The sequence below is a fragment of the Lonsdalea quercina subsp. quercina genome (genome assembly GCF_000688695.1).
Lineage (GTDB): Bacteria > Pseudomonadota > Gammaproteobacteria > Enterobacterales > Enterobacteriaceae > Lonsdalea > Lonsdalea quercina_D.
This window is the reverse complement of the sequence record NZ_JIBQ01000030.1, coordinates 1-5,516: the sequence shown is the minus strand read 5'-3', so window position 1 is coordinate 5,516 and position 5,516 is coordinate 1. Positions and strand designations below refer to the sequence as shown.

General features: G+C 60.2%; 1 protein-coding gene. It reads right to left on the bottom strand.

Annotated features, from left to right (window positions below; translation table 11 throughout):
- Nucleotides 1-5,474, bottom strand: a 5,474-nt coding sequence (locus SB13_RS16900) for an Ig-like domain-containing protein (RefSeq protein ID WP_463605567.1), incomplete at its 3' end; no start/stop codon positions are given.
- Nucleotides 5,475-5,516: the final 42 nt, after the last annotated feature.

The following is a 5,516-nucleotide window of genomic DNA, read 5'->3' as shown; positions in this document are numbered from 1 at the left end:
GACTGATCGCCAATGGTCACGGTGACCGTGTCGCCGACCTGCACGTCGTTGCCGACGCGGCCGGTCACGTTCTGGTTCTGACCGGACTCGGCGATATTCACAGTGTTATCACCGGTCACATCATCGATGGTGATGGATGCTTCCGGCGCCGCCGTATCAACGGAATAGCCGTGATCGGCAGATGCCGTAGTCGGGTTACCCGCCGCATCGGTGGTGGTCACTTCCGCATGAATTTCAGTGTTACCGGCCAGTACGTCGCCCGGCACGCTGACACTCCACACATTGCCGTTATCCGACGCCGTCACCGTGGTCTGATATGACTGATCGCCGATAGTCACGGTGACCGTGTCGCCCACCTGCACGTCGTTGCCGACGCGGCCGGTCACATTCTGGTTCTGGCCCGCTTCCGCGATATTCACCGTGTTGTCAGCGGTCACGTCGTCAATAGTGATCGATGCTTCTGGTGCCGCCGTATCGACCGCATAACCATGATCGGCAGATGCCGTAGTCGGGTTACCCGCCGCATCAGTGGTGGTGACTTCGGCATGAATGTCATTGTTACCGGCCAGCACATCACCCGGTACGCTCACGCTCCACACGTTGCCGTTATCGGAGGCCGTCACGGTGGTCTGGTACGACTGATCGCCGATAGTGACGGTCACCGTATCGCCCACCTGCACGTCGTTGCCGACACGACCCGTGATAGCCTGCGGCTGACCCGCTTCGGCGATATTCACGGTGTTGTCACCGGTCACGTCGTCGATGGTGATCGATGCTTCCGGTGCCGCCGTATCGACCGCATAACCATGATCGGCCGTGGCAGTCGTCGGGTTACCTGCCGCATCGGTGGTGGTGACTTCGGCGTGGATCTGGCTGTTACCGGCCAGCACCTCGCCCGGTACGCTGACGCTCCACACATTGCCGTTATCGGACGCCGTGACGATGGTCTGATAAGACTGGTCGCCGATGGTCACGGTCACCGTATCGCCGACCTGCACGTCGTTACCGACGCGGCCGGTCACATTCTGGCTCTGACCGGCTTCAGCGATATTAATGGTGTTATCACCGGTCACGTCGTCAATAGTGATCGACGCTTCCGGTGCGGTGGTGTCAACGGAATAACCGTGGTCTGCCGTGGCAGTCGTCGGGTTACCCGCCGTATCTGTCGTCGTGACTTCCGCATGGATCTGCGAGTTACCGGCCAGTACGTCGCCCGGTACGCTGACGCTCCAGACGTTGCCGTTATCGGAGGCCGTGACTGTGGTCTGGTACGACTGGTCGCCAATGGTCACGGTGACCGTATCGCCCACCTGCACGTCGTTGCCCACGCGGCCGGTCACGTTCTGGTTCTGACCGGCTTCCGCGATATTCACCGTGTTATCGGCCGTCACATCATCGATGGTGATGGACGCTTCCGGCGCGGCGGTGTCGACGGCATAGCTGTGGTCAGCACCCGCAGTCGTTGGGTTACCCGCTGCATCTGTCGTCGTCACTTCGGCATGAATTTCAGTGTTACCGGCCAGCACCTCGCCCGGCACGCTGACACTCCACACATTGCCGTTATCCGACGCCGTCACGGTGGTCTGATAAGTTTGATCGCCAATAGTGACTGTCACCGTATCGCCGNCCTGTACGTCGTTGCCGACGCGGCCGGTGATAGCCTGCGGCTGACCCGCTTCGGCGATGTTGACGGTGTTATCACCGGTCACATCATCGATAGTGATGCTCGCTTCCGGTGCCGCCGTATCAACGGAATAAACGTGGTCTGCCGTGGCAGTCGTTGGGTTACCTGCCGCATCGGTGGTGGTGACTTCGGCATGAATGTCATTGTTACCGGCCAGTACCTCACCCGGCACCGTAACGCTCCATACGTTGCCGTTATCGGAGGCGGTGACGGTGGTCTGGTAAGACTGATCGCCAATGGTCACGGTGACCGTGTCGCCGACCTGCACATCGTTGCCCACACGGCCGGTCACGTTCTGGCTCTGACCCGCTTCCGCGATATTCACCGTGTTATCTGCCGTCACGTCATCAATGGTGATGGATGCTTCCGGCGCGGTGGTGTCGACTGCATAGCTGTGGTCAGCACCGGCAGTCGTGGCGTTGCCTGCCCCATCGGTGGTGGTGACTTCGGCATGAATTTCATTGTTACCGGCCAGTACGTCGCCCGGCACGCTGACGCTCCAGACATTGCCGTTATCGGACGCGGTGACGGTGGTCTGGTACAACTGATCGCCGATGGTCACGGTGACCGTATCGCCGACCTGCACATCGTTGCCGACGCGACCGGTCACATTCTGGCTCTGACCGGCTTCCGCAATATTCACCGTGTTATCACCGGTCACATCATCGATGGTGATGGATGCTTCCGGCGCCGCCGTATCAACGGAATAGCCGTGATCGGCAAATGCCGTAGTCGGGTTACCCGCCGCATCGGTGGTGGTCACTTCCGCATGAATTTCATTGTTACCGGCCAGCACCTCGCCCGGTACGCTGACGCTCCAGACATTGCCGTTATCAGAGGCCGTGACGGTGGTCTGGTAAGACTGATCGCCAATGGTCACGGTGACCGTGTCGCCGACCTGCACATCGTTGCCCACACGGCCGGTCACGTTCTGGCTCTGACCGGCTTCGGCGATATTGACGGTGTTATCTGCGGTGACATCATCGATAGTGATGCTCGCTTCCGGTGCAGCCGTATCAACGGAATAACCGTGGTCTGCCGTAGCCGTAGTCGGGTTACCCGCTGCGTCCGTCGTCGTCACTTCCGCATGAATTTCAGTGTTACCGGCCAGTACATCGCCCGGTACGCTGACGCTCCACACATTGCCGTTATCCGACGCGGTGACGGTAGTCTGGTAAGACTGATCGCCGATAGTGACAGTGACCGTATCGCCGACCTGCACGTCGTTACCGACGCGACCAGTCACATTCTGGTTCTGACCTGCTTCGGCGATATTGACGGTGTTGTCGGCCGTCACGTCGTCGATGGTGATCGATGCTTCCGGTGCGGCGGTGTCGACCGCGTAGCTGTGGTCAGCACCCGCCGTGGTGGCGTTGCCTGCACCATCGGTCGTCGTGACTTCGGCATGTATCTGCGAGTTACCGGCCAGTACATCGCCCGGTACGCTCACGCTCCACACATTGCCGTTATCCGACGCGGTGACGGTAGTCTGGTACGACTGATCGCCGATAGTGACAGTGACCGTATCGCCGACCTGCACGTCGTTGCCGACGCGACCAGTCACATTCTGGCTCTGACCCGCTTCGGCAATATTCACTGTGTTGTCAGCGGTGACATCGTCGATGGTGATCGATGCTTCCGGCGCCGCCGTATCCACCGCGTAGCCGTGATCGGCAGATGCCGTGGTCGGGTTACCTGCCGTATCTGTCGTAGTGACTTCGGCATGGATCTGCGAGTTACCGGCCAGCACCTCGCCCGGTACGCTCACGCTCCACACGTTGCCGTTATCCGACGCCGTCACCGTGGTCTGATATGACTGATCGCCGATGGTCACGGTGACCGTATCGCCCACCTGCACGTCGTTGCCGACACGCCCGGTCACATTCTGGCTCTGACCGGCTTCCGCGATATTGACGGTATTGTCACCGGTCACGTCGTCAATAGTGATCGACGCTTCCGGTGCGGCGGTATCGACCGCGTAGCCGTGATCGGCAGATGCCGTGGTCGGGTTACCCGCTGCGTCCGTCGTCGTCACTTCCGCATGAATTTCATTGTTACCGGCCAACACGTCGCCCGGCACGCTGACGCTCCACACATTGCCGTTATCCGACGCCGTCACGGTGGTCTGGTAAGACTGATCGCCAATGGTCACGGTCACCGTGTCGCCGACCTGGACGTCGTTGCCGACGCGGCCGGTCACATTCTGGCTCTGACCCGCTTCCGCAATATTCACGGTGTTGTCAGCGGTCACATCATCGATGGAGATCGACGCTTCCGGTGCGGCGGTATCGACCGCATAGCTGTGGTCAGCACCCGCCGTGGTGACGTTGCCTGCACCATCGGTAGTAGTGACTTCTGCATGGATCTGGCTGTTACCGGCCAGTACATCGCCCGGCACGCTGACGCTCCACACGTTGCCGTTATCCGACGCCGTCACCGTGGTCTGATAAGACTGATCGCCGATAGTGACGGTGACCGTGTCGCCGACCTGCACGTCGTTGCCGACGCGGCCGGTCACGTTCTGGTTCTGACCCGCTTCGGCAATATTCACCGTGTTGTCAGCGGTCACGTCATCAATAGTGATCGATGCTTCCGGTGCGGCGGTGTCGACCGCATAACCATGATCGGCCGTGGCAGTCGTTGGGTTACCTGCCGTATCGGTGGTGGTCACTTCGGCATGAATTTCATTGTTACCGGCCAGCACCTCGCCCGGTACACTCACGCTCCACACGTTGCCGTTATCCGACGCCGTCACGGTGGTCTGATACGACTGGTCGCCGATAGTCACGGTGACCGTATCGCCCACCTGCACGTCGTTGCCCACACGGCCGGTCACATTCTGGTTCTGACCGGCTTCGGCGATATTAATGGTGTTGTCAGCGGTGACATCATCAATGGTGATCGATGCTTCCGGCGCCGCCGTATCGACGGAATAACCATGATCGGCAGATGCCGTGGTCGGGTTACCCGCTGCGTCCGTCGTCGTCACTTCCGCATGAATTTCATTGTTACCGGCCAGCACATCGCCCGGTACGCTGACACTCCACACGTTGCCGTTATCCGACGCNGTCACGGTGGTCTGGTACGACTGATCGCCGATAGTGACGGTCACCGTGTCGCCGACCTGCACGTCGTTGCCGACGCGGCCGGTCACGTTCTGGTTCTGACCCGCTTCGGCAATATTCACCGTGTTGTCAGCGGTCACGTCATCAATAGTGATCGATGCTTCTGGTGCCGCCGTATCGACCGCGTAGCCGTGATCGGCAGATGCCGTGGTCGGGTTACCCGCTGCATCGGTAGTGGTCACTTCGGCATGGATCTGGCTGTTACCGGCGAGTACGTCGCCCGGCACGCTGACGCTCCACACGTTGCCGTTATCCGACGCGGTGACGGTGGTCTGGTACGACTGATCGCCGATGGTCACGGTCACCGTATCGCCCACCTGCACGTCGTTGCCGACGCGACCAGTCACATTCTGGTTCTGACCCGCTTCCACAATATTGACGGTGTTATCTGCCGTCACGTCATCGATAGTGATGCTCGCTTCCGGTGCCGCCGTATCAACGGAATAACCGTGGTCGGCCGTGGCAGTCGTTGGGTTACCTGCCGCATCGGTGGTGGTCACTTCGGCATGGATCTGCGAGTTACCGGCCAGCACGTCGCCCGGTACGCTGACACTCCACACGTTGCCGTTATCCGACGCCGTCACGGTAGTCTGATAAGTTTGATCGCCAATAGTGACGGTCACCGTATCGCCGACCTGCACGTCGTTGCCGACGCGGCCGGTCACGTTCTGGTTCTGACCGGACTCGGCGATATTGACGGTGTTATC